This is a genomic window from Kitasatospora sp. NPDC001309 (genome assembly GCF_042896295.1).
Taxonomy (GTDB): Bacteria; Actinomycetota; Actinomycetes; order Streptomycetales; family Streptomycetaceae; genus Kitasatospora.
Map to the genome: position 1 here is coordinate 313,122 of NZ_JBIAXC010000002.1, position 23,922 is coordinate 337,043.

The window sequence follows — 23,922 nt, forward strand, 5'->3', positions numbered from 1 at the left end:
CCAGGATGCCCCCGTTGTGTAGCGGCCTAGCACGCTGCCCTCTCACGGCAGTAGCGCCGGTTCGAATCCGGTCGGGGGTACTTCAAAGCACGAAGCCGGTGGCTGTGTTCTTCTCGAGGACATGCCCATCGGCCCTTGCTTTGCGTTGGGGTATGGTGTAATTGGCAGCACGAGTGATTCTGGTTCATTTAGTCTAGGTTCGAGTCCTGGTACCCCAGCCAGAAATATGGAAGACCCCGTCCGCGGGGTCTTTTTGCTTTTCCGCCGCGCAGGTGTGCGAAGGGCCCCGCTCGATCCGAGCGGGGCCCTTTCGCGTGCGGTGGGGGAGTGGGGGATTCGGGTTCGGGGGAGTCGGCGGGGTGGGTGGGGGAGTCCGCCGGATCAGCTGCGCCGCAGGGCCTCGGTGAGCCGGTTCGCGGCCTCGATGATGGCCTGGGCGTGCAGCCGGCCCGGGTGGCGGGTCAGGCGCTCGATCGGGCCGGAGACGGAGACGGCGGCCACCACGCGGTTGGAGGGGCCGCGCACGGGGGCGGAGACGGACGCGACGCCCGGCTCCCGCTCGCCGATCGACTGGGCCCAGCCGCGCCGCCGGACGCCGCTGAGCGCGGTGGCGGTGAAGCGGGCGCCCTGGAGGCCGCGGTGGAGCCGCTCGGGCTCCTCCCAGGCCAGTAGGACCTGGGCGGCCGAGCCGGCCTTCATCGGCAGGGTGCTGCCGACCGGGACGGTGTCCCGCAGACCGGAGAGCCGCTCGGCGGCGGCTACGCAGATCCGCATCTCGCCCTGCCGGCGGTAGAGCTGTGCGCTCTCGCCGGTGACGTCGCGCAGGTGGGTCAGGACCGGGCCCGCGGTGGCGAGCAGCCGGTCCTCGCCCGCCGCGGCGGAGAGTTCGGACAGGCGGGGGCCGAGGATGAACCGCCCCTGCATGTCCCTGGTGACCAGACGGTGGTGTTCGAGTGCGACGGCGAGTCGGTGGGCCGTGGGGCGCGCCAGACCGGTGGCGGCGACCAGCCCCGCCAACGTGGCGGGGCCCGACTCCAGTGCGCTGAGCACCAGAGCGGCCTTGTCGAGAACGCCGACGCCGCTAGAGTTGTCCATGCCCTAAGACTGCAGTCTCATTCCGCGAGACGCAAGTTCAATCTTCCGGGAAAAGCGCCACTCTGGATGCAGCAGCCCGGGAGACATCCAGGATGGGGCCTCGTCAGAGTGTCCGCATCGTGGACAGCGATCCGGCGTGCAGGTCTCGCGAACACGCTCCCCACGGGCGGGCGCGCAATGACCTCGACGACACGAGAAGGCCGGCAACGCGGCCGGCTGGAGGGAATCCGATGGGACGGACACTCGCAGAGAAGGTCTGGGACGACCACGTCGTGCGGCGCGCGGAGGGCGAGCCCGACCTCCTGTTCATCGACCTGCACCTGCTCCACGAGGTGACCAGCCCGCAGGCCTTCGACGGGCTGCGGCTGGCCGGCCGTACGGTCCGCCGCACCGATCTGACGATCGCCACCGAGGACCACAACACCCCGACCCTGGACATCGACAAGCCGATCGCGGACCCGGTCTCCCGGGTGCAGTTGGAGACCCTGCGCCGCAACGCGGCCGAGTTCGGCGTACGGATCCACTCGCTCGGCGACGTCGAGCAGGGCGTGGTGCACGTGGTCGGCCCCCAGCTCGGCCTGACCCAGCCCGGCACCACCGTGGTCTGCGGCGACTCCCACACCTCCACCCACGGCGCCTTCGGCGCGCTGGCGTTCGGCATCGGCACCAGCCAGGTCGAGCACGTGCTGGCCACCCAGACCCTGCCGCTGGCGCCGTTCCGCACCATGGCGGTCACCGTCGAGGGCGACCTGCCCGAGGGCGTCACGGCCAAGGACCTGATCCTCGCCGTGATCGCGAAGATCGGCACGGGCGGCGGCCAGGGCTACGTCCTGGAGTACCGCGGTTCGGCGATCCGGAGCCTGTCGATGGAGGCCCGGATGACCGTCTGCAACATGTCGATCGAGGCGGGCGCCCGGGCCGGCATGATCGCCCCGGACGACACCACCTTCGACTACCTCCAGGGCCGCCCGCACGCCCCGCAGGGCGAGGACTGGGACGCCGCCGTCGCGTACTGGCGGACCCTGGCCACCGACGAGGACGCCGTCTTCGACCACGAGGTGTTCATCGACGCGAGCGAGCTCACCCCCTTCGTCACCTGGGGCACCAACCCCGGCCAGGGCGCCCCGCTCGGCGCGGACGTCCCGAACCCCGCGGACTTCGCCGACCCGCAGGAGCGCGCGGCCGCCGAGAACGCCCTCGCGTACATGGGCCTGGAGGCGGGCACCCCGCTGCGCGAGGTCGCCGTCGACGCGGTCTTCGTCGGCTCCTGCACCAACGGCCGGATCGAGGACCTGCGCGCCGCCGCCGCCGTGCTGGAGGGCCGCAAGGTCGCCGACCGGGTGCGGATGCTGGTCGTCCCCGGCTCCGTCCGGGTCGCGCTCCAGGCCGTCGAGGAGGGCCTGGACAAGGTGTTCACCGCCGCCGGGGCCGAATGGCGGCACGCCGGCTGCTCGATGTGCCTGGGCATGAACCCCGACCAGCTCGCCCCGGGGGAGCGCTGCGCCTCCACCTCGAACCGCAACTTCGAGGGCCGCCAGGGCAAGGGCGGCCGCACCCACCTGGTCTCCCCGCAGGTCGCCGCCGCGACCGCCGTCCTGGGCCGGCTGGCCGCCCCGTCGGACCTGTCCGCCAACTCCGCCAACGTCGCCGTGGAGGCCTGAGCCATGGAGAAGTTCACCACCCACACCGGCCGGGCCGTCCCGCTGCGCCGCAGCAACGTGGACACGGACCAGATCATCCCGGCCCATTGGCTCAAGAAGGTCACCCGATCCGGTTTCGAGGACGGCCTGTTCGAGGCCTGGCGCAAGGACGAGTCGTTCGTCCTCAACCGGCCCGAGCGCGAGGGCGCCACCGTCCTGGTGGCCGGCCCCGAGTTCGGCACCGGCTCCTCCCGGGAGCACGCGGTCTGGGCGCTGCAGAACTACGGCTTCCACGCGGTCATCTCCTCGCGCTTCGCCGACATCTTCCGGGGCAACTCGCTGAAGAACGGTCTGCTGACCGTCGTGCTGCCGCAGGAGACCGTGGAGCGCCTCTGGTCGCTCACCGAGAGTGACCCTTCGGCCGAGATCACCGTTGATCTGGAAGCACGGGAAGTCCGGGCCGAAGGCATCACCGCGACCTTCGAACTGGACGACAACCTCCGGTGGCGGCTGCTCAACGGCCTGGACGACATCAGCATCACGCTGCAGAACGAGGGGGACATCGCCGCCTACGAGGCCACCCGCCCGGCGTTCAAGCCCCGTACTCTGCCGGTGTCCTGAGTTCCCCTCAGAACAAGCATTCTGACGATCCGCCGGATGGCCCGCGCTCCCCCTCGGGGGGGCCGGGCCATCCGTCGTTCCGGAGCACGAGTTAGCACCGGGGGCTCCCCGGATTGCCCATTCGGCTTTGCGGAAGAGGGCCCCGCGCAAGTACAACTGCGGGTAGATGGCACAATCAGTACATGCACCGGCACCATGAACCTCCGTACGCGGGCGGCGAACCCGCGTCCGAGGAGTCCACGGGCCGGGGATCCGAACGCCGAATTGACGATCGGCCGGACGTCACCTCCGCAACACCAGCTGAGGCGCCGGACGACCAGGAAGTCGCAGCGCTCTACGCGCTTGTGGCCGAGCGGTTGAAGCAAGCTCACGCCCGCGTGCATGCGCTGAACGTGTCTGTCGATGCAAAGACCGCTCTCACCCGTCAACTGCTCATCGTCACGGAGACCGCCAAGCGCGATCTTCCGGAGGCGGCAAGGCGGTTGAGTCGCTTTGTACATGACCTCGACGAGGGGCACCCGCCCCTCGACTGAGGTCGCGGACGCGCAAATCCATTGCGACACTAGGGTGATTCGCGCGTTTGGTAATTGAAAGTCCGCAGATACATACCTAACGTGCGAAAAGAACGGATGGAATCATCCGGCGCCCGTTTCCGAAGGGGAAGACGTGAACAAGGCTCAGCTTGTCGAAGCGGTGGCCGAGCAGCTGGGCGGTCGCAAGGCTGCCGCAGAGGCCGTCGACGCAGTGCTCGACACCATGGTCCGTGCCGTTGTGGCCGGTGACCGGGTTTCGGTCACCGGTTTCGGCACCTTCGAGAAGGTGGAGCGCTCCGCGCGCTTCGCCCGCAACCCGCAGACCGGCGAGCGGGTCAAGGTCAAGAAGACCTCGGTCCCCCGCTTCCGTCCGGGTCAGGGTTTCAAGGACCTGGTCAGCGGCAGCAAGAAGCTGCCGAAGGAAGGCCCCTCGGTGAAGAAGGCCCCCAAGGGCTCGCTCACCCCGGGCAAGACCGGTGTCGCCGCGACCCCGGCCGCCAAGCGTGCCGCCACCAAGCGCGCCGCCACCGCTGCCGCCGCCGCCCCGGCCGCCAAGAAGGCCGCCGCGAAGAAGGCGACCACCACGGCTGCCGCCAAGAAGACCACGGCCACCGCCGCGAAGAAGGCGACCGCCACGGCCAAGAAGGCGACCACCACGGCCGCCGCCAAGAAGACCACGGCCACCGCCACCAAGGCGGCTGCGACCAAGGCCGCGGCGACCAAGAAGACGGCCGCCGCGAAGAAGGCGACCACCACGGCTGCCGCCAAGAAGACCACGGCCACCGCCAAGAAGGCGACCGCCACGGCCAAGAAGACGGCGCCGGCGAAGAAGACCGCCACCCGCAAGACCACCGCGCGCAAGGCCTCGGCCAAGTAAGTCCCGCGCGACTGTCCTCGGACGGCCTTCGGCACAGAGCCGCGGCACCCCCTTCCGCGAATTGCGGAGACCGGGTGGCCGCGGCTCTTTCGATTTCCGGGCGCTTAGTCAGGATTCACCGGCAGCCGCCGTCCGGGCGCGGAAATCCGCAGGAACTGCGGGAACTGCCGGAAGGGTGGGAACGGCCGGAGGGGGGACGGTGCCGTCAGCGGTCGTTGACGCCGTCAGCGGCCGTCGGCCGGGTCGGGGAAGGTCTGCAGGGTCACGAAGACCACCCGGCGGGCCGCGCCCGCGCCCTCGGTGCGGATCCGCACCCGCTGGCCGGGCCGCAGCAGCAGCAGGCCGCCGGCGTCGAAGGCGGCCGCGTCGAACGGCACCGGGGTCCCGTCGTCGAGCAGCACCGAGCCGGCTCGGGTGGCGGGGTCGAAGGTGAACGCGGTGGCCTGCATGCCAGCAGCATAGCGAGCGGGTCCGACGGGCCCGCTGGTCAGGAGCCGCCCAGACGGGCGAACAGCGCACTGGTGTACGGGCCGAGGCCGAGCCCGGCGGCCTCGCCGAGGTCGGCGCCGGTGTCGACGTCCCGGCGCACCGACTCCACGTCCGCCAGGCGCAGTTCGAGCGCCCCGCCGGCCGCGTGCCGGGCCCGCGAGCCGTCCCCGAACGCGGGGGCGAGCGGACGGCCGGGGCCGCAGGCGAGCAGGGTGGTGCCCAGGCCGGGGGAGTCCGGCAGGAAGGCCCGGCCGTCCGACGGCACCGCGCCCAGCACCCGGGCGAGTTCGGCCGGGCGCAGGGCCGGCAGGTCCGCCGAGAGGGCGGCCAGCGGCGCCCGCGGGGCGAGCGCCCGGGCGGCCGAGGCGCCGTGCGCCAGCGCCCGGTTGAGGCCGCCGCCGGGTTCGTCGGCGACCACCAGGGCGCCCAGCCCGGCCAGCCGGGCGCCGGCGGTGGCGTCCGGGGTGACCACCAGGACGCGCGAGACGCCCGGGGTGGCCAGCGCGGCGGTGACCGTGTCGAGGGCGAAGGAGAGGGCCAGCTCGGCCCGGTGCGGGCCCGCGTACGGGGCCAGTCGGCTCTTCGCGAGGGCGAGCGGCTTGAGCGGTAGCACCAGCGACCAGTCGGCGGCGGGTGCGGCGGGCGCGACGGGCTCGCTGGGGCGTACGGTGTCCTGGGTCATCGGCGTCATTGTGACGCCGGTCCCGGAACCCTCGCCAGGCCGTCCGAGCTGTGCGGACGTGCGTTTGATCACGCCCGCCCGGCGGGTTGGCGCGGCCGCTCGACAGCCGGTGAGCAGGCGGGCGACACTGTTCCGCGCCCGTGCCCCGGGCACCGGTCGCGCCGGTGCGCGGCACGGGAGGCCATGACCGCGGCACCCCACGTGCCGCATGCGATGAGAAGGAGCCTGGGGTGGCCCGCCGCTCGTACGCCAAGTTCGGCAACGCCGACTACGGCATCTGGTACCGCTTCGCGGCCGTGCTGGTGAAGCCGGTGACGACCGCGTTGGTGAAGCCCGACTGGCGGGGCTGGGAGCACATTCCGGAGAAGGGCGGCTTCATCGCCGCCGTGAACCACAACTCGATCATCGACCCGGTGATCTACGCGCACTGGCAGTACAACAGCGGCCGTCCGCCGCGGATCCTCGGCAAGTCCTCGCTGTTCTCGATCCCCTTCATCGGGTTCATGCTGCGCAAGACCGGCCAGATCCCGGTGTTCCGCGAGTCCACCGACGCGGCGCAGGCCTTCCGGGCCGCGATCGACGCCGTCAACAACGGCCAGTGCGTGCAGTTCTACCCGGAGGGAACGCTCACCCGGGACCCGGACCTGTGGCCGATGACCGGCAAGAACGGGGTCGCCCGGGTCGCGCTGATGACCGGCGCGCCGGTCATCCCGGTCGCGCACTGGGGCGCCCACGAGATCATCCCGCCGTACGGCCGGGCCGGTTTCGGCAAGGGCAGGTTCAACCTGTTCCCGCGGCACCGGGTGACCGTGGCCGCCGGGCCCGCGGTGGACCTGAGCAAGTACGCGGGCATGGAGCTCACCGGCCAGGTGCTCAACGACGCCACCGAGGACATCATGGCGGCGATCACCGAGGTGCTGGCCGGGGTCCGCGGCGAGGAGCCGCCGGCCGAGCGCTACGACATGCGCAAGGCCGCCCGCGAGCGGGCCGCCGCCGCGCTGGCCGAACGCCGCCGCGCCAAGGGCGGCCGGAACGACAACGACGAAGAGGGGACGGGCCGGTGACCCGCTGCGCCGTGATGGGGACGGGCTCCTGGGGCACCGCGTTCGCGATGGTGCTGGCCGACGCGGGATGCGAGGTCGTGCTGTGGGCCCGCCGCCAGGAGCTGGTGGACGCCGTCAACTCCACCCACGAGAACCCGGACTACCTGCCGGGCGTCCGGCTGCCCGACACCGTCCGGGCCACCACCGACGCCGCCGAGGCGCTGGCCGGCGCCGACTTCGCGGTGCTGGTGGTGCCCTCCCAGACGCTGCGCGACAACCTGGCCGCCTGGGCGCCGCTGATCGAGCCGCAGACCGTGCTGGTCAGCCTGATGAAGGGCATCGAACTCGGCACCGCCAAGCGGATGAGCGAGGTGATCGACGAGGTCACCAAGGTCGGCCCGGAGCGGGTCGCGGTGGTCAGCGGGCCCAACCTGGCCAAGGAGATCGCCAACCGGCAGCCCGCCGCGAGCGTGGTCGCCTGCACCGACGAGGCGGTCGCCAAGCGGCTCCAGGCGGCCTGCCACACGCCGTACTTCCGGCCGTACACCAACACCGACGTGATCGGCTGCGAGCTCGGCGGCGCGGTCAAGAACGTGATCGGCCTGGCCGTCGGCATGGCGGCCGGCATGGGGCTCGGCGACAACACCAAGGCCACCCTGATCACCCGCGGACTGGCCGAGACCACCCGGCTCGGCGAGGTGCTGGGCGCCGACCCGCACACCTTCGCGGGGCTGGCCGGGATGGGCGACCTGGTCGCCACCTGCTCCTCGCCGCTGTCGCGCAACAACACCTTCGGGATGAACCTGGGCCGGGGCATGTCGCTGGCCGAGACCATCGCGGCCACCCGGCAGACCGCGGAGGGCGTCAAGTCCTGCGAGTCGGTGCTGGACCTGGCCCGGCGCAGCGGGGTCGACATGCCGATCGTCGAGGCGGTGGTGGACGTGGTGCACAACGGGCGGCCCACCCAGGAGGCGCTGCAGGTGCTGATGTCCCGCTCGGCCAAGGCGGAGCGGCGCTGAGGCCCGGCCCGTCGGGCCCCGCACCCGGTGGTGGGTGCGGACTCTCCGGGCCGGCGTTGACTTCCCGGAAACACCTCGCACGGTAGTCTCAAACCCGATATGAGCATCGAACAGACCACCCCGGACCCGTCCGCCCCCAAGCCGCGCGTCGCGCTGGTCTTCGGCGGGCGCAGCTCCGAGCACGCGATCTCGGTCTCCACCGCGGGCAGCGTCCTCCGGGCGATCGACCGTGACAAGTACGACGTGCTGCCGATCGGCATCACCCACGAGGGTCGCTGGGCGCTGACCAGCGACGAGCCGTCCCGGATGGCCATCACCGACGGCCGGCTGCCGGACGTGGCCCACGTCGCCGAGGCCGTCGACGGGCAGGTCGCGCTGCCGGTCTCGCCGGGCAGCCGGGAGGTGCTGCTGAGCGAGCCGGGGAGCGCCCCCAAGGCCCTCGGCGAGGTCGACGTGGTGTTCCCGCTGCTGCACGGCCCGTGGGGCGAGGACGGCACCCTCCAGGGCCTGCTGGAACTCTCCGGCGTCCCGTACGTCGGCAACGGCGTGCTGGCCAGCGCGGCCGGCATGGACAAGGAGTTCGCCAAGCGGATCCTGGCCTCGCACGGCCTGGGCGTCGGCCACTACACGATCGTGCGGCCGCGCGACTGGGAGACCGAGCCGGGCCGCGCCGCGGTGCGCGAGCGGGTCGCCGAGCTGGGCCTGCCGGTGTTCGTGAAGCCCTGCCGGGCCGGCTCCAGCATCGGCATCACCAAGGTCAAGGACCTGGCCGAGCTCGACGCCGCGATCGAGGAGGCCCGCCGGCACGACCCCAAGCTGATCATCGAGGCGGGGGTCTCCGGCCGCGAGATCGAGTGCGGGGTGCTGGAGTTCGAGGACGGCCCGCGGGCCAGCGTCCCGGCCGAGGTGCTGGTCGGCGAGGGCTTCGACTTCTACGACTTCGAGGCCAAGTACATCGACTCCTCCGAGGTGCGGATCCCGGCCGAGCTGACCGCCGAGGAGGTCGCGGAGATCCGGCGCCAGGCGGTGGCCGCGTTCGAGGCCTTCGGCTGCGAGGGCCTGGCCCGGGTCGACTTCTTCCTGCTGGACGACGGCAGCTGGATGATCAACGAGATCAACACCATGCCGGGCTTCACCCCGATCTCCGCCTACCCGAAGATGTGGGAGGCCAGCGGGGTCTCGTACGCGGAGCTGATCGACCGGCTGCTGCAGACCGCGCTGCGCCGCTCGACCGGGCTGCGCTAGCGGGCCCGTACGCGTGACAGGGGCGGGCCGGGACTTCCCGGCGCGCCCCTTCGGCTCGGGGCGGGTACGGGCTCAGCCCGGGATGTTCGCCTTCACCGCGGGGGTCAGGGCGGCCGCCGGGTCGAAGGGGTTCTGCGCGGCTCCGGCCGGGACGGTCACCTCGACGTAGGCGGCCCGCATGGTCGCCACGAAGCGGTAGCCGCCGTCGGCGAGCTGCTGCGACCACCAGGTGACGTCGTCGACGGTCGGCGACAGGTCCTTGGCGTGCGGGCCGTCCAACTCCTCCGGGCGGTCGATGCCGCACCGCAGCACCACCCGGGGCGAGTCGCCCCAGGCCGCCACGTACGGGGAGGCCGGGGACGGGTCCCGGCGGGCGCGGCCGAGCAACTCCTGGGGCAGGGCGGCGCCCAGCGCCCGGCAGTGGTCCGCGGCCTTCCCGCTCGGCCGCGGGACCTCCACCGCGGGGTCGTCGGCGGAACTCCAACTGCCGATGAGCACCACCACGGTGCAGGTCAGCGCGACCGGCGCGGCCAGCCAGCGGACCGGCGCGGGAAGCGCGGTCAGCGCCCTGGGGATGCGGAGTTCTCTGGCCACCCGCCGATGGTAGCCGGGGTCAGAGGTGCACCACCGGACAGGTGAGGGTGCGGGTGATGCCCTCCACCTTCTGGACCTTGGCGACCACCAGGCGGCCCAGGTCGTCGACCGTGTCGGCCTCGGCCTTGACGATGACGTCGTACGGGCCGGTGACGTCCTCGGCGGTGATCACACCGGGGATCTTCGCGATGGTCTCGGCCACCGCGGTGGCCTTTCCTACTTCGGTCTGGATCAGGATGTATGCCTGTACCACGGGTGACCTCCCGGCGGCCGGTTGGGGGGATCGCCGCCGGGACCGCCCGGGCTGGTGCAGGGGTGGGTGCGGGCGCACCGGCAGGCTGATCACCACGCTACCGCGCAGCGGGCCGGGGAGGGGAGACTTCGGTGCCCCCGGAGGGCGTACGCTGCGCGCGGGGGGAGCGACGGGGACCGTATCCCGGGCGGCGGTGCCGTCCGGGGAGGAAAGGCGAGAGGACGGCAGATGCAGGGGACCGTGGGCGAGCTCGGCGAGTTCGGTCTCATCAGGGAGCTGACCGCCCGGGTACCGCTCACCGACGCGGTCGACCTCGGCCCCGGGGACGACGCCGCGGTGGTGAAGGCCCCGGACGGCCGGGTGGTGGCCACCACGGACGTCCTGATCGAGAACCGGCACTTCCGCCGGGACTGGTCCACCGCCTACGACGTGGGCCGCAAGGCCGCCGCCCAGAACCTCGCCGACGTGGCCGCGATGGGCGCGGTGCCGACCGCGATACTGCTCGGGCTGGTCGCCCCCGCCGACCTGCCGACCACCTGGGCCACCGAGCTGATGGACGGGCTGCGCGACGAGTGCCAGGTCGCCGGGGCGACGGTGGTCGGCGGCGACGTGGTGCGCGGCGACACCGTCATGCTGGCGATCACGGCGCTCGGCGACCTCCAGGGGCGCCCGGCGGTGACGCGCTCCGGCGCCCAGGTCGGCGACGTGATCGCGGTGTGCGGCTGGCTCGGCTGGTCGGCGGCCGGACTGACGGTGCTGCAACGCGGCTTCCGCTCCCCGCGCGCCTTCGTCGAGGCGCACCGCCGGCCCGAGCCGCCGTACCACGCGGGCCCGGCCGCCGCCGAGTTGGGCGCCACCTCGATGATCGACGTGAGCGACGGGCTGGTCGCCGACCTCGGCCACGTGGCCCGGGCCAGCGAGGTGGACATCGACCTCAGGGCCGCCGACTTCGACGTCCCGGCGCAGATGGCCGACATCGGCCAGGCGGTCGGGGTGGACCCTTTGGTCTGGGTGCTGTCCGGCGGCGAGGACCACGCGATCGTGGCGACCTTCCCGCGCGGGGTCCAACTCCCGTCCCGCTGGCGGGTGGTGGGCGAGGTGACCGGCCGCCCGCGGGGATCGCGCAGCGGACGGGTGACGGTCGACGGCGCGCCCTGGGACCGGGTCGGCGGCTGGGACCACTTCGCCGAGTGAGGTACGGAGGACGGCTGACGGGGCGTGGACGCCGGTACGGCGCGTGACGCTCCGGACGTGCGGCGGACGGGCTTCGAGGGTGCGTTCTGCGTAGGCTTGCGCCATCCGAGCCCGCCCGCCGTCGGCTGCGGCCGGGCCGAACCACGGCGAGCGGGAGCACACCACACATGCGCATCGGTGTCCTGACCAGCGGCGGCGACTGCCCCGGCCTCAACGCGGTGATCCGCTCGGTGGTGCACCGGGGCACGGACGTGCACGGCGACGAGATCGTGGGCATCGAGGACGGCTTCCTCGGGCTGATCGAGGGCAGAACCCGGCCGGTCTCGCACGACGACGTCACCGGTCTGCTCACCCTCGGCGGCACCATCCTGGGCTCGGCCCGGGTGCAGCGCGAGCGGATCGCCTGGGCGGTGGAGAACGCCAAGACGCTGGCCCGGGACATCGGCATCGACGCGCTGGTCGCGATCGGCGGCGAGGGGACGCTGACCGCCGCCAAGCTGTTCAGCGACGCCGGACTCCCGGTGGTCGGGGTGCCCAAGACCATCGACAACGACATCGACGCCACCGACGTCACCTTCGGCTTCGACACCGCGGTGCACGTGGCGACCGAGGCGATCGACCGGCTCAAGACCACCGCCGAGTCCCACCAGCGCGTCATGGTGGTGGAGTTGATGGGCCGGCACACCGGCTGGATCACCCTCACCGCGGGCATGGCCGGCGGCGCCCACGGCATCCTCATCCCGGAGAAGCCCTTCGACATCGAGGCGGTGGCCCGGATGGTCGAGGACCGCTTCGCCCGCGGCAAGAAGTTCGCCATCATCGCCGTCGCCGAGGGCGCCGCCCCGACGCCCGGCACCATGCGCTTCGACCACGGCGAGGTCGACCAGTACGGCCACCGGACCTTCGGCGGGATCGGCAACCGGCTCGCCCACGAGCTGGAGAACCTGCTCGGCAAGGAGGCCCGCCCGGTCATCCTGGGCCACACCCAGCGCGGCGGCACCCCGACCGCCCGGGACCGGGTGCTCGCCACCCGCTTCGGCTGGCACGCGGTGGAGGCCGTCCACCGGGGCGCGTTCGGGCACTTCACCGCGCTGCGCCGGACCGGCATCGAGCTGCTGCCGATCGGCGACGCGGTGACCAGGTTGAAGACGGTGCCGCAGGACCGCTGGGCGGAATCGGAAGCGGTGCTCTGACGGCGGCGCCCCGAACGCGCGCGGGTAGGTTGGGGGCCATGGATTCGACCGCACCTCCCCGCGTCCTCACCGTCGCCGGTTCCGACTCCGGCGGCGGCGCCGGCATCCAGGCCGACCTCAAGGCGATGCTCGCCCTCGGCGTCCACGGCATGAGCGTGATCACCGCCGTCACCGCGCAGAACTCGCTCGGCGTCCAGGGCTACTGGGAACTGCCCGCCGAAGCCGTCCGGGCGCAGTTCCGCAGCGTGGTGGACGACATCGGGGTGCAGGCGGTGAAGACCGGCATGCTCGCCTCGATCGAACTGGTCGAGACCGTCGCGGAACTGCTCGCCGGGGTGGCCGCCCCGGTGGTGGTCGACCCGGTCGGCGTCTCCAAGCACGGGGACGCGCTGCTGGCCGCCGAGGCGGTCGCCACCGTCCGCGAGCGGCTGCTGCCGGTCGCCACCGTGGTCACCCCCAACCTGCACGAGGTGACGCAGCTCACCGGCCGGACCGTCGAGGACGAGTCGCAGATGCTGGCCGCCGCCGAGGCGCTGCTGGACCTCGGGCCGCGCTGGGTGCTGGTCAAGGGCGGGCACCTGGCCGGCGAGGCGGCCGACCTGCTGTACGGCGGGCCCGGCGAGGTGCACTGGTACCGGGCGCCGCGCTACGACAACCGGCACACCCACGGCACCGGCTGCACCCTGGCCAGCTCGATCGCGGCCGGCCTGGCCAAGGGGGAGTCGGTGCCCGGGGCGGTGGGCTCGGCCAAGGAGTACGTCACCGGCGCGATCGCCGGGGGCTTCGCCCTGGGCGCCGGGATCGGCCCGGTCGACCACGCCTGGCGCTGGCGCTGACCGCGGCCCCGGCCGGAACGCGGCGACGGGCGGACCCCCGAGGGGGTCCGCCCGTCGCGTGTGCGTCCGGAAAGCCTGACCGGTCCCGGAAACAGCGAAGCCGGTCCATCCGGGGATGAACCGACTCACTGGAGGACCGGCATGCCGGTCTGCGCGTCAGCGCGAGACCTTACCGGCCTTGATGCACGAGGTGCAGACGTTGAGCCGCTTCGGCGTACGCCCAATCACAGCGCGCACCGTCTGAATGTTGGGGTTCCAACGACGGGGGGTACGGCGGTGAGAGTGGGAGATGCTGTTGCCGAAGCCCGGCCCCTTGCCGCAGACGTCGCAGTTGGCAGCCACAGGAGTCACTCCAAGACTTCAGATCAGATACTTTCGAAAACCCACTCACCCACCAGAACACTCGCGTGCACCGGACCGGACAAGGGGGTGAGCCTGGACGGTTCCAGGCAACCGGAAGAGCATACAACGCTTGCTTCCGTCCCACGAAACTACCATGACCGGCCGGGTGATCGCTCCGGTCAGGGGCCCCGGCGGCCCTCCCCGAGCCCCGATAACCTGCCGGTATCACCCCTCGCCGCGGCCCCCGGGCCGGTCCGGCGGCCCGTCCCGGAGGAGACCTGGTGCTGCACACGCTCGACGCCCCGGCCGTGCGCACCTGGTGCCAGCTCGCCCTGCGGGCGCTCGGCCAGGCCCGCGAGGAGATCGACGCGCTCAACGTGTACCCCGTCCCGGACGGCGACACCGGCACCAACCTCTACCTGACCGTCGAGTCCGCCGCCGCCGAGGTGGAGAGCCGCTTCGCCGACCCCGAGTCCGGGCCGGCGCCCGGGCTGGCCGACGCCGTCCGCGCGATGGCCCGCGGCGCGCTGATCGGCGCCCGCGGCAACTCCGGGGTGATCCTCGCCCAGTGGCTGCGCGGCACCGCCGAGACGCTGGCCGAGGGCGGCGGCGCCGACCAGCTGCGGGCCGCCCTGCTGCGCGCCGCCGACTCCGCCTACCAGGCCGTCGCGGAGCCCGTCGAGGGCACCCTGCTCACCGTCGCCCGGGTCGCCGCCCGCGAGGCGGTGCGGGCCGGGGACGGGCTCGCCCAGGTCGCCGACACCGCCCACCGGGCCGCCCGGGACGCCCTGCGGCACACCCCCGAGCAGCTCGCCGTGCTGGCCGAGAACGGGGTGGTGGACGCCGGCGGGCGCGGCCTGGTGGCCGTCCTCGGCGCGCTCGCCGACGCCGTCGCCGGGCAGCAGCCGATGGGGCCGGTCGCACTGCGCGGGGACGTCCGGGCGGTGGAGAGCTGCGAGCCGCACCGGCGGCCGCCCGGCCCGGGCCACCCCGCCTTCGAGGTCATCTACCTGCTGGACGCCGAGGACGAGGCGCTGCCCGCGCTGCGCGAGCGGCTCGGCGGGCTCGGCGACTCGCTGGTGATCGGCGGCGGCGACGGCCTGTGGAACGTGCACGTCCACGTGGACGACGCGGGCGCCGCCGTCGAGGCCGGGGTCCGGGCCGGGCGCCCGCACCAGATCCGGATCACCCACTTCGCCGAGGCCGCCGCCCGGTCCGGCACCGCGGCCGAGCGCGGCGAGCGCGAGCACCGGACCCGCGCGGTGCTCTCGGTGGTGTCCGGCGACGGGCTGGCCGACCTGTGCGAGCAGGCCGGCGCCGTCGTCCTGCACGCCGACCCGGACCGCCGCCCGGCCAGCGCCGAACTCGCCGACGCCGTCCGCGGCGCGGCCGCCCGCGAGGTGGTGCTGCTGCTCAACGACCCCGAACTGCGCGCCGCCGCCGGGGCCGCCGCCGACCAGCTGCGCGAGGAGGGCGTGCGGATCGCCGTCCTGCCCACCCGCTCGCCGGTGCAGGGCCTGGCCGCGCTCGCCGTGCACGAGGGCGGCCGCCGTTTCGACGAGGACGTGGTCGCCATGACCTCGGCCGCCGGGGCCACCCGGTACGCCGAACTCGCCGTCGCCGAGGGGGAGTCCTGGACCATGGCCGGGGTCTGCCAGGCCGGCGACGTGCTCGGCCTGATCGACGGGGACGTCGCGGTGATCGGCGCCGGACTGGCCGAGGTCGGCGAGAGCGTGCTCGACCGGATGCTCGGCGCGGGCGGCGAACTCGTCACCCTGATCCTCGGCGAGGGCGCCGACCGGGCGCTCGCCGACCGGCTGGTGGCGCACGTCCGCCAGCAGCGGCCGGAGGTGGACTCGGTGGTCTTCCACGGCGGCCAGGAGTTCACGCCGCTGCTCATCGGCGTGGAGTAGCGGTCCGTTCGTCGGTGTTCGTCGGTGCCTTGGTGTAAACAAGGGCCTGATGGGCGCTCTCGATGAACCACTGACCAAGCTCGTCGGCGACCGCACCGCGAAGGTGCTCGCCGACAGTCTCAAGCTGCGCACGGTCGGGGACCTGCTGCACCACTACCCCCGCCGCTACGTCGAGCGCGGCCAGCTCACCAGCCTGGACGAGCTGGAGGTCGACGAGCACGTCACCGTGCTGGCCCGGATCGAGAAGGTCACCCTGATCCCGTTCCGCGGCCGCAAGGGGGACCGGCTGGAGGTGGTCGTCACCGACGGCCGCAGCCGGCTCTCGCTGGTGTTCTTCAACCAGGGCTGGCGGCAGAAGGAGCTCAGGGCCGGTGCCCAGGGCCTGTTCGCGGGCAAGGTCGGGGTCTTCAACCGCAGCCGCCAGCTGGTCTCGCCCGACTACCAGCTGCTCGACGAGGAAGCGGGCTCCGATGCGGCGAAGCAGTTCGCCGGCCGGCTCATCCCGGTGTACGGCGCCAGCGCCCAGATGCCCAGCTGGAAGCTGTCCATCTGCATCGAGACCGCGCTCACCAAGCACCTCGGCGACGTCGGCGAACCGCTGCCCGCCGAACTGCGCGAGCGCCACGACCTGATCCCGCTGCCGGAGGCGCTGGAGCTGATCCACCGCCCGGGCAGCCAGGCCGACCGCGAGCGCGCCCAGGGCCGGCTGCGCTGGGACGAGGCCTTCGTCCTCCAGGTCGCCCTCGCCCAGCGCCGGGCCGCCGACTCCGCGCTGCCGGCCAAGCCCCGGGTGGCCCGGGCCGGCGGCCTGCTGGACGCCTTCGACGCCCGGCTGCCGTTCACCCTCACCGAGGGCCAGCGGAAGGTCTCCGCCGAGATCGCCGCCGACCTGGCCACCGAGCACCCGATGCACCGGCTGCTCCAGGGCGAGGTCGGCTCCGGCAAGACCTTGGTGGCGCTGCGGGCGATGCTCGCGGTGGTGGACGCCGGCGGCCAGGCCGTGCTGCTGGCGCCCACCGAGGTGCTGGCCCAGCAGCACCACCGCTCGATCGTCGAGATGATGGGCGACCTCGCCCAGGGCGGGATGCTCGGCGGCTCCGAGCACGCCACCCGGGTGGTGCTGCTGACCGGCTCGATGGGTGACCCCGCCCGCCGCCGGGTGATGTCCGACATGGCGTGCGGGAACGCCGGGATCGCCATCGGCACCCACGCGCTGATCCAGGACAAGGTCCAGTTCCAGGACCTCGGCCTGGTCGTGGTGGACGAGCAGCACCGCTTCGGCGTCGAGCAGCGGGACGCGCTGCGCGCCAAGGGGCAGCAGCCGCCGCACCTGCTGGTGATGACCGCCACCCCGATCCCGCGCACCGTCGCGATGACCGTCTTCGGGGACTTGGAGACCTCCGTCCTGGACCAGCTCCCGGCCGGCCGCTCGCCGATCTCCACCCACGTCGTCCCCGCGCTGGAGAAGCCCAACTTCCTCACCCGGGCCTGGGAGCGGGTCCGCGAGGAGGTCGGCAAGGGCCACCAGGCGTACGTGGTCTGCCCCCGGATCGGCGACGAGGAGCCGGCCGCCGACCCGAAGGCCGCCAAGAGGAGGCGGAAGGCGGCCGAAGGGGACTTCGAGGAGGTCGGCGACACCGACGCCGGCGCCGGGAGCGACGAACGGCGGCCCCCGCTCTCGGTGGTGGAGACCGCCGAGAAGCTGGTGAAGGGCCCGCTGGCCGGACTGCGGGTGGAGATCCTGCACGGCCGACTCGCCCCCGATGCCAAGGACGACGTGATGCGCCGGTTCGCCGCCGGGGAGGTGGACGTGCTGGTCGCCACCACCGTCATCGAGGTCGGCGTGAACGTCCCCAACTCCACCGTGATGGTCATCATGGACGCCGACCGCTTCGGCGTCTCCCAGCTCCACCAGCTGCGCGGCCGGGTCGGCCGGGGCAGCGCGGCCGGACTGTGCCTGCTGGTCAGCGACATGCCGGCGGCCAGCCCCGCCCGGGCCCGGCTGGACGCGGTGGCCGGCACCCTGGACGGCTTCGAGCTCTCCCGGATCGACCTCGAACAGCGCCGCGAGGGCGACGTGCTGGGCCAAGCCCAGTCCGGGGTGAAGTCCTCGCTCAAGGTGCTGTCGGTGCTGGAGGACGAGGAGGTCATCCTGACCGCCCGGACGGAAGCCACCCGGCTGGTCGCCGAGGACCCGGAGCTGGCCGCCCACCCGGAGCTGCGCACCGCGCTGGAGAGCCTGCTCGACGAGGACCGCGCCGCCTACATGGAGAAGGGCTGAGCGGGCTCCGGCACCGCCCGACTGTCAGACCCCCGGGAGAGAATGTAGTTGTTCAGGGCGCACCCCCAAGGTGCGTTCCTGGCGCGACACTTGGGGGTCCTGCCATGGCATTCCGTCATCTCAACGAGCTCCCGCTGGGCGACAAGGTCTTCCGGATCGAACTCGCCAGCGACGACGACCGCGAGGTCACCCTCACCCTCACCGGCTGGCGTGAGGGGGCGGCCGCCGCGCCGCTGGCCTCGGGCAAGCTCCGCCTGCCGGTCGAGGACGTCGCCTCGCTGCGGATCGCGCTCAACCGCGCGCTGCGGGCGCTGGCGATCGTCGCGGACGTCGCCGAACCCATCCCCGACCGCGACGTGCTGCGCGAGCTCTACCCCGGACACGGTGCCCCGTGGGTGCCGCAGCACGAGGAGGAGCTGGTCCGGCGCTTCCACGACGGCGAGACCGTCGCCCGGATCGCCGCCCGCTTCGGCCGCACGCCCGACTCCGTCCGGACCAAGCTGCGCGAGCTCGGGCACGACCCGCGCCGCCCCGAGTTCTGCCCGCCCGACGGCTGCCTGTCCTGGTCCCGCTACGCCTCGCCGGCACTGCTCGGCGCGGCGGTCCCGAGCCAGGGGGCCGGCTCCGAGGCGAGCTAGCGAGTGTCCGCCGGGGCCCCGCCGACCCGTCGGCGGGGCCCCGGTCGTTATCCACCGCTCGCCGGCGTTTGCCCGCTCGCAGCCGGGGCGGGATAGCGTGGTCGGGCAGCGACGAAAGGACCTCCCACCACCATGACCCGCGTGATCGCCGGGGCGGCCGGCGGCCGCCGACTGGCCGTACCGCCCGGCCGGGGCACCCGCCCGACCTCCGACAAGGCCCGTGAGGCGATGTTCTCCACCCTGGAGGCGTTCCGCGGCACCCTGCACGGGGCTCGGATGCTGGACCTGTTCGGCGGATCGGGCGCGGTCGGCCTGGAGGCGCTCTCGCGCGGCGCCGAGCACGTCCTGCTGGTCGAGGCGGATACCCAGGCGGCCCGGGTGATCCGGGAGAACGTCCGCACGATCGGCCTGCCGGGCACGGAGGTCCGGGCGGCCAGGGCGGAGAAGGTGATCGCCGGGCCGCCCCCGCAGACCCCGTACGACCTGGTGTTCCTCGACCCGCCCTACGTGGTGACGGACGACGAGGTGCGCGAGATGCTGATCACACTGTCGGCTGGGGGCTGGCTCGCGGAGGACGCACTCGTCACCGTGGAGCGCAGCACCCGCGGCGGCGAGTTCGGCTGGCCCGAGGGCTTCGAGGTGCTGCGCTCCCGCCGCTACGGCGAGGGCACGCTCTGGTACGGTCGCGCCGCCGCCGAGGCCAGCGATCAGGAGTAGCGGGCCGCGGCCCGCAGCAGCCGTAACCCCACGAGGGAGCACACACGCCATGCGCCGAGCCGTCTGCCCCGGTTCGTTCGACCCGATCCACAAGGGCCACCTGGAGATCATCGAGCGGGCCTCCAAGCTGTACGACGTGGTGCATGTCGCGGTCCTGATCAACCGCAACAAGCAGGGCATGTTCACCGTCGAGGAGCGGATCGGCCTGATCGAGGAGGTCACCGTCCCGTTCGGGAACGTGGTGGTCGAGTCGCACCACGGCCTGCTGGTGGACTACTGCCGGCAGCGCGACATCCCGGCGATCATCAAGGGCCTGCGGGCGGTCAGCGACTTCGACTACGAGCTGCAGATGGCCCAGATGAACCACGGCCTGACCGGCGTCGAGACGCTCTTCGTGCCGACCTCGCCGACGTACAGCTTCCTCTCCTCGACGCTGGTCAAGGAGGTCGCCTCGTACGGCGGCGACGTCTCGCACCTGCTGCCGGAGACGGTGCACCGCCGGCTGGTGGAGCGGATCGCGGAGCGTAAGGCCGAGCAGTAGGGCCGGACGGCGGGCCGGGCCCCTTTCTGCCGGTTCGTCATGGCTTGTCCGGGGCGGTGGAGGCCGGTTCGGCGCAGGCGTTGTGAGCTCGCCGCGCGGGGGCCGTACAGTCTGTAGTCCTGCCCTGCGGTGAGGTCCACCGCGCCGGGCCTGCCTCCGCCGGACCGTCGGCGGCACACGGAAAGACGAAGCCCCGTGGACGTGCAGAACAAGGTCGACGAGATCGTGGCGGCGGTCGAGAACGCCCGCTCGATGCCGATGTCGGCCTCCTGCGTGGTGAACCGGGCCGAGCTGATCGGCCTGCTCAACGACCTCAAGGCGGCCATGCCCGCCGAACTCGCCCAGGCCCAGTCGGTGATGGCCGACCACGAGCAGGTGGTGGCCGACGCCCAGGCCGAGGCGGACCGGATCATCCAGGGCGCGCACTCCGAGCGCGGTTCGCTGATCTCCGACACCGAGGTGGTCCGCCGGGCCCAGAACGAGGCCGACCGGATCCTGGCCGAGGCCCGGGCCGACGTCGACACCCGGCGTGCCGAGGCCGACGACTACGTGGACAGCAAGCTCGCCAACTTCGAGGTGGTGCTGACCAAGACGCTCGGCGCGGTCGGCCGCGGCCGGACCAAGCTGCGCGGCGACGCCGGCTTCGAGGTCGAGGCCGAGAGCGACGGCGAGGAGTTCCAGCCGCAGCGGCACAGCCCGAGCCCCGAGGTCGACGAGTACGTCGACGTGAAGCTCGCCACGCTGGAGAACGTGCTCAGCGCGACCCTGGAGGCGGTCGGCAGGGGCCGGGACAAGCTGCTCGGCAAGAAGCCGATCGACGACCTGGGCGCCTACCTGGCCGCCGCCGACGAGGCCCAGCAGGCCAAGGAGCGCGCCGAGGCGGTGGCCGCCGGCTTCGCCGAGGACGCCGACGGCGCCGACCTCGCCTGGTACCGCGAGGACGTCCCGCAGCAGCAGACCTGGCCGGAGCAGACCCCGGCCGCGGCGGGCTGGCAGGCCCCCGGCGCGGACCAGTACGCGGCGACCGCCCAGCACCAGACCGGCCAGCACCAGGGCGACCAGCACCAGCAGCACCAGACCGGCCAGCACCAGGCCGGGCAGTACGCCGAGGTGTACGGGGGCGGCTTCGACCCGGCCGGCCAGGGCGACCCGTACAACACCCAGTGGGGCCAGCAGCAGGGCGGCTACCCCCAGCAGCAGCCCCACTACGACGGCCAGCAGCACCAGGTCCAGCACCAGGTCCAGCACCAGGACGCCTACGGCTATCCCCAGCAGCAGGACGGCTACGCGGCCCAGCCGTACGACGGCTACGCCTACCCGCAGCAGCCCGCCCTGCCCCCGGCCGTGCCGCACCAGCAGCAGCAGAACCTGGACGAGACCAGCTTCTTCGACACCAGCATGATCGACATGACCAGGCTGAGGGAGCTCGGCGGCCGCTGAGCGGCCGCCCCGGAGCCTCGCGACGGGACCGAAGTTGGGCCTGGCGGGAGACTCCGGTAGTCTGACCACTCCGGCATCCCCATGTCCGGCTGTCGGCTTGCCCTCGCAACGCCGGCGCGTGACGGGGGGCACGGCGTTGATCCCTATGGAAGTCAGGACACCTTGAACCGCCTCGACCACCGCGACCCCCTCGTGTTCGACACGCACGAGCTCGGCCGTCGCCCGGGCTCGATGCGTAAGGTGAGCCGGACCCTGGAGGCCCCCGAGGGCTTCGGGATCATCGACGTGATCGGCGTCCCGGAGAAGAGCCCGATCGAGCTGGAGCTCCGCCTGGAGTCCGTGGTCGAGGGCGTGCTGGTCACCGGCACCGCCGACGCCCACGTCGAGGGCGAGTGCGTCCGGTGCCTGGAGCCCGTCGACTTCGACATCGACGTGGACTTCCAGGAGCTGTACTACTACCCGGAGTCCGACGAGCGTCACCGCGCCCGGACCACCGGGACCGAGGACCTCGACGAGGACTCGGAAGAAGAGACTTACCGCCTGGAGGGCGACCTGTTCGACCTCCAGCCGGTGCTGCGTGACGCGGTGGTGCTCGCACTGCCGCTGCAGCCGGTGTGCCAGGAAGACTGCCTGGGCCTGTGCTCCGAGTGCGGAGCACGCCTGAGCGACGACCCGGCGCACCACCACGACGCCGCCGACCCCCGGTGGGCGGCTCTGCAGGGACTCTCCGCCGCCCCCGGCGACGAGGGTGACGGGATCAAGAACAGCGACACCCGTGAGGGTGCCGCCGAGAACCAGGAGAAGTAGCCGTGGCTGTTCCGAAGCGGAAGATGTCGCGCAGCAACACGCGCCACCGTCGGTCCAACTGGAAGGCCGTTGTTCCGGCTCTCGTGGCGTGCGACCGCTGCCACGAGCCGAAGCTCGGCCACATCGCGTGCCCCAGCTGCGGCACGTACAACCGCCGCCAGGTCCTCTCGGTCTGATCGGCGGGGTGCACGGATCGATGTCGGACGGTAACTCCACCCGCAAGGCGTCCTCTGCCTCGAAGGGTTCTTCGGGCAGCGGCAAGGCCGGTGGGCCGGCTTCGACCGAATACGACGTCCTGGAAGGGCGCCTCGGGTACACGCTCGAGCGCGCCCTTCTGGTACGTGCCCTGACCCACCGCTCGTACGCGTACGAGAACGGGGGTCTGCCCACCAACGAACGCCTGGAATTCCTCGGCGACTCGGTGCTGGGCCTGGTGGTGACGGACACCCTCTACCGCGTCCACCCGGACGTCCCGGAGGGCACGCTCGCCAAGCTGCGCGCCGCGGTGGTCAACTCCCGCGCGCTCGCGGACGTCGGCCGGGGCCTTGAGCTCGGCACCTTCATCCGCCTCGGCAAGGGTGAGGAGGGAACCGGCGGCCGCGACAAGTCGTCGATCCTCGCCGACACCGTCGAGGCCGTGATCGGGGCCGTCTACCTGGACCAGGGCCTGGACGCGGCGACCGAGTTCGTCCACCGACTGTTCGACCCGCTGATCGAGGAGTCCTCTCAGCTGGGTGCCGGACTGGACTGGAAGACCAGCCTCCAGGAGCTCACCGCCTCGGTGGGCATCGGCGTGCCCGAGTACGTGGTCATGGAGTCCGGTCCGGACCACGAGAAGACCTTCACCGCGGCGGCCCGGGTGGCCGGCGAGGACTTCGGCAGCGGCGTCGGCCGCTCGAAGAAGGAAGCCGAGCAGAAGGCCGCCGAGAGCGCCTGGCGCGCGATCAAGGAGAAGTACGCCGACCGGCTGCCCGCCGGGGCCTGACCGGCGAGTAGCCTGGCCTCCTGCCGGATCGTCGTACGCAGGAGGCCTGTTCCCGTGCCCGAACTCCCCGAGGTCGAGGTCGTCCGCCGAGGTCTGGCGAACTGGGTCGCCGGGCGCACCGTCGCCGACGTCCAGGTGCTGCACCCGCGCGCGGTCCGCCGCCAGCCCGGCGGCGCGGCCGACTTCGCGGACCGGCTGACCGGCACCGTCCTCGGCGCCGCGCAGCGCCGCGGCAAGTACCTCTGGGTGCCGCTGGGCGGCCCCGGCGCCGGCTCCTCGCTGATCGGCCACCTCGGGATGAGCGGCCAACTCCTCGTCCAGGACCCGGCGGTGCCGGACGAGACCCACCTGCGGGTCCGGCTGCGCTTCGCCGACGGCGGGCGCGAGCTGCGCTTCGTCGACCAGCGCACCTTCGGCGGCCTGGCCGTCGAGGAGGCCGAGGAGGACGCCGAGGGCACCCCGCTCTCCATCGCGCACATCGCCCGCGACCCGCTCGACCCCCGCTTCGACGACGCGGCCTTCGTCGCCGCGCTGCGTGCCAAGCGCACCACCGTCAAGCGCGCCCTGCTCGACCAGACCCTGATCAGCGGCGTCGGCAACATCTACGCCGACGAGGCGCTGTGGCGCTCGAAGCTGCACTACGACCGGCCGACCGCGACCCTCACCCGCCCGCAGTCCGAACTGCTGCTGGCCAACGCCCGGGCCGTGATGACGGCCGCGCTGGCCGTGGGCGGCACCAGCTTCGACAGCCTCTACGTCAACGTGAACGGCGAGAGCGGCTACTTCTCCCGGGACCTCGACGCCTACGGCCGCGAGGACGAGCCCTGCCGCCGCTGCGGCACCGCGATCCGGCGGGCCGCCTGGATGAACCGGTCCAGCTACTTCTGCCCCCGCTGCCAGCGCGTGCCGCGGGACCGCAGCGGGGACTGACACAGCGGGGACTG

26 protein-coding genes and 2 tRNA genes are annotated in these 23,922 nt (G+C 72.8%); 22 read left to right on the top strand and 6 right to left on the bottom strand.

What is annotated here, in order from left to right:
• Positions 1 to 7 precede the first annotated feature (7 nt).
• Both ACFY2K_RS03570 and ACFY2K_RS03575 read left to right on the top strand, forming a co-directional pair.
• Positions 8 to 80 (top strand) — tRNA-Glu (locus ACFY2K_RS03570).
• Positions 81 to 146: 66 nt separating this feature from the next.
• Positions 147 to 221: transfer RNA gene (locus tag ACFY2K_RS03575), tRNA-Gln, on the top strand.
• A 160-nt stretch (positions 222 to 381) separates the two neighbouring features.
• Here the strand turns inward: ACFY2K_RS03575 and ACFY2K_RS03580 are convergent.
• Positions 382 to 1,095: an IclR family transcriptional regulator gene (locus ACFY2K_RS03580; RefSeq protein WP_030306825.1), complete on the bottom strand. Its 714-nt coding sequence runs from the start codon at positions 1,093 to 1,095 to the stop codon at positions 382 to 384.
• Between the two features lie 230 nt (positions 1,096 to 1,325).
• On the opposite strand from ACFY2K_RS03580, the gene leuC reads away from it, so the two are divergent.
• The 4 genes from leuC to ACFY2K_RS03600 all read left to right on the top strand — a co-directional run bounded on the left by leuC (position 1,326) and on the right by ACFY2K_RS03600 (position 4,766).
• Complete coding sequence (leuC, locus tag ACFY2K_RS03585; RefSeq protein WP_375891715.1) at positions 1,326 to 2,756, top strand: 3-isopropylmalate dehydratase large subunit; 1,431 nt, start codon at positions 1,326 to 1,328, stop codon at positions 2,754 to 2,756.
• A 3-nt stretch (positions 2,757 to 2,759) separates the two neighbouring features.
• Positions 2,760 to 3,356 carry a 3-isopropylmalate dehydratase small subunit gene (gene leuD / locus ACFY2K_RS03590; protein ID WP_375891717.1) on the top strand — a complete coding sequence of 199 codons (597 nt, stop codon included), beginning with the start codon at positions 2,760 to 2,762 and terminating at the stop codon, positions 3,354 to 3,356.
• A gap of 182 nt (positions 3,357 to 3,538) precedes the next feature.
• Positions 3,539 to 3,889 (top strand): hypothetical protein, encoded by a 351-nt coding sequence (locus ACFY2K_RS03595; protein WP_380591584.1) that lies wholly within the window; start codon positions 3,539 to 3,541, stop codon positions 3,887 to 3,889.
• A 133-nt stretch (positions 3,890 to 4,022) separates the two neighbouring features.
• Positions 4,023 to 4,766, top strand: coding sequence for an HU family DNA-binding protein (locus ACFY2K_RS03600; RefSeq protein WP_375891720.1), 744 nt, complete (start codon positions 4,023 to 4,025; stop codon positions 4,764 to 4,766).
• A gap of 224 nt (positions 4,767 to 4,990) precedes the next feature.
• On the opposite strand, the gene ACFY2K_RS03605 is transcribed toward ACFY2K_RS03600, so the two are convergent.
• Complete coding sequence (locus tag ACFY2K_RS03605; RefSeq protein ID WP_380525280.1) at positions 4,991 to 5,215, bottom strand: hypothetical protein; 225 nt, start codon at positions 5,213 to 5,215, stop codon at positions 4,991 to 4,993.
• A gap of 38 nt (positions 5,216 to 5,253) precedes the next feature.
• A complete protein-coding gene (cofC, locus tag ACFY2K_RS03610; protein WP_375891724.1) occupies positions 5,254 to 5,937 on the bottom strand; it encodes a 2-phospho-L-lactate guanylyltransferase in 684 nt (227 codons plus the stop codon).
• Between the two features lie 230 nt (positions 5,938 to 6,167).
• On the opposite strand from cofC, the gene ACFY2K_RS03615 reads away from it, so the two are divergent.
• The 3 genes from ACFY2K_RS03615 to ACFY2K_RS03625 all read left to right on the top strand — a co-directional run bounded on the left by ACFY2K_RS03615 (position 6,168) and on the right by ACFY2K_RS03625 (position 9,244).
• Positions 6,168 to 7,001 (top strand): lysophospholipid acyltransferase family protein, encoded by an 834-nt coding sequence (locus ACFY2K_RS03615; protein ID WP_375891726.1) that lies wholly within the window; start codon positions 6,168 to 6,170, stop codon positions 6,999 to 7,001.
• Between the two features lie 14 nt (positions 7,002 to 7,015).
• On the top strand, positions 7,016 to 7,999 hold the full coding sequence (locus ACFY2K_RS03620; protein WP_380396348.1) for an NAD(P)H-dependent glycerol-3-phosphate dehydrogenase: 984 nt from the start codon (positions 7,016 to 7,018) through the stop codon (positions 7,997 to 7,999).
• A 99-nt stretch (positions 8,000 to 8,098) separates the two neighbouring features.
• Positions 8,099 to 9,244: a D-alanine--D-alanine ligase family protein gene (locus ACFY2K_RS03625; RefSeq protein ID WP_380525279.1), complete on the top strand. Its 1,146-nt coding sequence runs from the start codon at positions 8,099 to 8,101 to the stop codon at positions 9,242 to 9,244.
• 72 nt (positions 9,245 to 9,316) lie between these two features.
• Here the strand turns inward: ACFY2K_RS03625 and ACFY2K_RS03630 are convergent, their stop codons facing one another.
• Entirely contained in the window at positions 9,317 to 9,838 is a 522-nt protein-coding gene (locus tag ACFY2K_RS03630) for a DUF3515 domain-containing protein (protein WP_375891729.1), read from the bottom strand.
• A gap of 19 nt (positions 9,839 to 9,857) precedes the next feature.
• Positions 9,858 to 10,091 carry an Lrp/AsnC family transcriptional regulator gene (locus ACFY2K_RS03635; RefSeq protein WP_375891731.1) on the bottom strand — a complete coding sequence of 78 codons (234 nt, stop codon included), beginning with the start codon at positions 10,089 to 10,091 and terminating at the stop codon, positions 9,858 to 9,860.
• 228 nt (positions 10,092 to 10,319) lie between these two features.
• Between ACFY2K_RS03635 and ACFY2K_RS03640 the strand changes: the two genes are divergently transcribed.
• The 3 genes from ACFY2K_RS03640 to thiD all read left to right on the top strand — a co-directional run bounded on the left by ACFY2K_RS03640 (position 10,320) and on the right by thiD (position 13,314).
• Complete coding sequence (locus ACFY2K_RS03640; RefSeq protein ID WP_375891732.1) at positions 10,320 to 11,285, top strand: thiamine-phosphate kinase; 966 nt, start codon at positions 10,320 to 10,322, stop codon at positions 11,283 to 11,285.
• Between the two features lie 167 nt (positions 11,286 to 11,452).
• Positions 11,453 to 12,478, top strand: coding sequence for an ATP-dependent 6-phosphofructokinase (locus ACFY2K_RS03645; protein ID WP_380525278.1), 1,026 nt, complete (start codon positions 11,453 to 11,455; stop codon positions 12,476 to 12,478).
• 38 nt (positions 12,479 to 12,516) lie between these two features.
• Entirely contained in the window at positions 12,517 to 13,314 is a 798-nt protein-coding gene (gene thiD, locus ACFY2K_RS03650; RefSeq protein ID WP_380525277.1) for a bifunctional hydroxymethylpyrimidine kinase/phosphomethylpyrimidine kinase, read from the top strand.
• 156 nt (positions 13,315 to 13,470) lie between these two features.
• Here the strand turns inward: thiD and rpmB are convergent, their stop codons facing one another.
• Positions 13,471 to 13,656 (bottom strand): 50S ribosomal protein L28, encoded by a 186-nt coding sequence (gene rpmB / locus ACFY2K_RS03655; protein ID WP_014138233.1) that lies wholly within the window; start codon positions 13,654 to 13,656, stop codon positions 13,471 to 13,473.
• 281 nt (positions 13,657 to 13,937) lie between these two features.
• On the opposite strand from rpmB, the gene ACFY2K_RS03660 reads away from it, so the two are divergent.
• The 10 genes from ACFY2K_RS03660 (at position 13,938) to mutM (ending at position 23,908) form a co-directional block, all read left to right on the top strand.
• Positions 13,938 to 15,569 (top strand): DAK2 domain-containing protein, encoded by a 1,632-nt coding sequence (locus tag ACFY2K_RS03660; RefSeq protein WP_380525276.1) that lies wholly within the window; start codon positions 13,938 to 13,940, stop codon positions 15,567 to 15,569.
• Positions 15,570 to 15,618: 49 nt separating this feature from the next.
• Positions 15,619 to 17,850 carry an ATP-dependent DNA helicase RecG gene (gene recG, locus ACFY2K_RS03665; RefSeq protein WP_387709407.1) on the top strand — a complete coding sequence of 744 codons (2,232 nt, stop codon included), beginning with the start codon at positions 15,619 to 15,621 and terminating at the stop codon, positions 17,848 to 17,850.
• Between the two features lie 104 nt (positions 17,851 to 17,954).
• Positions 17,955 to 18,488 (top strand): hypothetical protein, encoded by a 534-nt coding sequence (locus ACFY2K_RS03670; protein ID WP_350508249.1) that lies wholly within the window; start codon positions 17,955 to 17,957, stop codon positions 18,486 to 18,488.
• 132 nt (positions 18,489 to 18,620) lie between these two features.
• Positions 18,621 to 19,205, top strand: a complete 585-nt coding sequence (rsmD, locus tag ACFY2K_RS03675) for a 16S rRNA (guanine(966)-N(2))-methyltransferase RsmD (RefSeq protein WP_380591572.1) — start codon at positions 18,621 to 18,623, stop codon at positions 19,203 to 19,205.
• A 49-nt stretch (positions 19,206 to 19,254) separates the two neighbouring features.
• Positions 19,255 to 19,746, top strand: coding sequence for a pantetheine-phosphate adenylyltransferase (gene coaD / locus ACFY2K_RS03680; protein WP_375891741.1), 492 nt, complete (start codon positions 19,255 to 19,257; stop codon positions 19,744 to 19,746).
• A 195-nt stretch (positions 19,747 to 19,941) separates the two neighbouring features.
• Positions 19,942 to 21,186, top strand: coding sequence for an ATP synthase F0 subunit B (locus ACFY2K_RS03685; protein WP_387709410.1), 1,245 nt, complete (start codon positions 19,942 to 19,944; stop codon positions 21,184 to 21,186).
• A gap of 162 nt (positions 21,187 to 21,348) precedes the next feature.
• On the top strand, positions 21,349 to 21,993 hold the full coding sequence (locus tag ACFY2K_RS03690; protein WP_375891745.1) for a DUF177 domain-containing protein: 645 nt from the start codon (positions 21,349 to 21,351) through the stop codon (positions 21,991 to 21,993).
• 2 nt (positions 21,994 to 21,995) lie between these two features.
• Positions 21,996 to 22,169, top strand: coding sequence for a 50S ribosomal protein L32 (rpmF, locus tag ACFY2K_RS03695; protein ID WP_030056747.1), 174 nt, complete (start codon positions 21,996 to 21,998; stop codon positions 22,167 to 22,169).
• Positions 22,170 to 22,189: 20 nt separating this feature from the next.
• On the top strand, positions 22,190 to 22,978 hold the full coding sequence (gene rnc, locus ACFY2K_RS03700; protein WP_350508254.1) for a ribonuclease III: 789 nt from the start codon (positions 22,190 to 22,192) through the stop codon (positions 22,976 to 22,978).
• Positions 22,979 to 23,032: 54 nt separating this feature from the next.
• Positions 23,033 to 23,908 (top strand): bifunctional DNA-formamidopyrimidine glycosylase/DNA-(apurinic or apyrimidinic site) lyase, encoded by an 876-nt coding sequence (mutM, locus tag ACFY2K_RS03705; protein ID WP_380591568.1) that lies wholly within the window; start codon positions 23,033 to 23,035, stop codon positions 23,906 to 23,908.
• The last annotated feature ends 14 nt before the right edge of the window (positions 23,909 to 23,922 follow it).